This is a genomic window from Sphingobium sp. LB126 (assembly GCF_002795205.1).
Classification (GTDB): Bacteria; Pseudomonadota; Alphaproteobacteria; order Sphingomonadales; family Sphingomonadaceae; genus Sphingobium; species Sphingobium chungbukense.
Window position 1 is genome coordinate 1 of record NZ_NETV01000012.1, and the last position, 2,278, is coordinate 2,278.

Consider the following 2,278-nt stretch of genomic DNA (forward strand, 5'->3'; position numbering starts at 1 on the left):
CCAGAGGCACGCTCTGTTTCCTTCCTCAAGCGTCGCGCTCGCGGCACCGTTGCCGCGGACCTCGGCGAGGACGCCTCGGCCCGCAATCAGCGTCGCACGCGGTCTGTCATCCCACCCTGCGCCGCCTCGCAGGGTCTCGGCGTGCCAGGGCTGGTCCGGGCAAGCAAGGGCTGCCTCCGCCCAAGCTGCGGTAGAAGAAAATGGGCCTGCCGACGGGATTGCCTGATCCAAAGGTGTCGGCAGGCCCATTTTCTTCAACCTCCACTAGGGCGCAGCGCGACGTCCCTTGCTCACCCGGACCAGCCCTGACCCTTGAGCCCCGGCGAAGGCGGCTCCGGATGGGATGACAGACAGGCCCCGTCGCGTCCAACGCTGATCAGGAAGGAATGGCTTCGCCATGCTTTTCTTTGTTCGGGACGCTGCCGCGTCCGTTTTTCTTGGCTCAGGCTCACCAAATAGGATGAAAATCTGTCAAGAAAACAATGGCATATACTCGAAAAGGGGGAGGGGGTATAAGTATAGGTGCGGATGGGGATTGGCCCCGGAAGCATTTTTCAGGAGTATAGGTCATGAATATCGGTGAGTTCAATTTGAAGAAGGGCCGCCTGATTGGTTCGATTGCTACCCGTGCAATCGACCTGCCCAAGCTGGCCTTGCGTCCCGTCGAGAGCGACAACGAACTGGCCCCGGCTTATGAGATCGTCGCGCCCAATGTCGGGGGCCGCGTGGTGCAGATCGGCGCGCTTTGGGAAGCCACGGCCAAGCGGACCGGCGAAGTGTTCCTGCAAGGGAATATCGACGATCCGTCCATGTCCGAACCGCTCCCCATCGCGCTTTTCGGCACGGTCGAGGAAGGCTATCGCGTGGCATGGCGCAGGCAGGACCAGCGCGACGATTTCGGCCCTGCCGTCCGCTCCCCGCGCGACAATGCACCGTCCGGTTCCGGGCGCGGCGATGACTACGGGTTCGGGGACAGCACCGCCGATGCAAACGGCGGATTGTCGAGCCAAGGCGCCGCCGCCGATCTGGACGATGAAGTCGCGTTCTAGGCGCTGAACCAAGACGGGCCGGGGGAGTGGTGGAACACTTTCCCGGACCCTGACCGATCATCGAGCATCAGGAGCCATACCATGAGCAAGCAATCAGCTAAGGTAGCCGTTAGCACATTCGCCGACCTGCCGGAACTCTACGCCGAAGCCATCGCGACGAACCCGTTGGAAGCATCCTTTGGCGATCCGTTGCCGCTGTCGATCATCGAACCGGGCGACGAGCCGGGGGAATATGAGATGCCCGAACCCTTCGCGGCGCAGAAGGTTTGCGGCGAACTCATGACTTCGCTGCATGGCCTGCTGCACGACACGCGGCTTGACCCGCTCGCCCCGCAAATCGCTTGGGGTATCGTCAACAGCTTCCATTTCGTTGCGGGAACGCTGGAGCGTCAGGAGGATCGGCTTGCCGACAAGATCCGCGACATGACCCGGCGCATGGAACCGGGGGAGGTGTTCAACAAAGACCTTGAGGATACCCAGTTGCTTTGCCAGTCGCTCACCGAACAGCGCGCCGCTATCGAGGCGATGCGGGATTATGCCGCCGCGCTGTATCGCGCTTGCTGGCGCAAGGCATGGGCACCGACCAAGGGCAGCAAGGCTTCATCCGTCACCACCGCAAGCTATGTGAACGCGTTGGATTTCTTGCAGGAGCGCGCCCTTGCCAAGCGCGAGAAGCACCAGCCGCAAGGCCCTGTCGTCATCCTGTCCGGCCCCGCCATGTGGGAGGAATGGGAGCCGCTTTGGGCCAAGCTGGACGAGATCAAGGCGCGCGTGCCGCATATGACGCTTGTCACCACCGGGCAGCGCAAGGGCGTTGACGCCATCGCGGCGGCATGGGCGGCAAGGCAGGGCGTGCCCGTCGTCGCGTTCGGCCTCTACGGGGGAGGGAAGAAGCCCGCCTTCACCCGCAACAAGAAGCTGGCCGAGCTTGGCGCGGTGGAAGCCGTCCTTTGCGAGGGATCGGGCATTCAGGCCAATCTCTACCAGACCTTGCGCAAACAGGGCGTTCCCATTCACGCCTTCCGCAAGCCCAAGGATGCCCCTGCATCCCGCAAGCCGCAGGACGGCGAAGGCGATACATTCAGGCGCGCACGGCGCAGCGCCTGACAGCAGACAGCGCGGCGCTTCCCCCAAAGCGCCGCGCCGCTGACAGGACAACAGACCGGCCAAGGCTGGCGCGCATCCTTGCGCGCTGGCCTTTTGTCGTGCCGCCGGCCGCCGCCGCGCCT

The 2,278-nt window shown here is 63.7% G+C and carries 2 protein-coding genes; both read left to right on the forward strand.

The genetic code is table 11. The features are described 5' to 3' along the window. Positions 1–569 precede the first annotated feature (569 nt). A complete protein-coding gene (locus CAF53_RS26900) occupies positions 570–1,049 on the forward strand; it encodes a DUF736 domain-containing protein (protein ID WP_021688156.1) in 480 nt (159 codons plus the stop codon). Positions 1,050–1,130: 81 nt separating this feature from the next. Then, positions 1,131–2,156 carry a DUF2493 domain-containing protein gene (locus tag CAF53_RS26905; RefSeq protein ID WP_021688155.1) on the forward strand — a complete coding sequence of 342 codons (1,026 nt, stop codon included), beginning with the start codon at positions 1,131–1,133 and terminating at the stop codon, positions 2,154–2,156. The last annotated feature ends 122 nt before the right edge of the window (positions 2,157–2,278 follow it).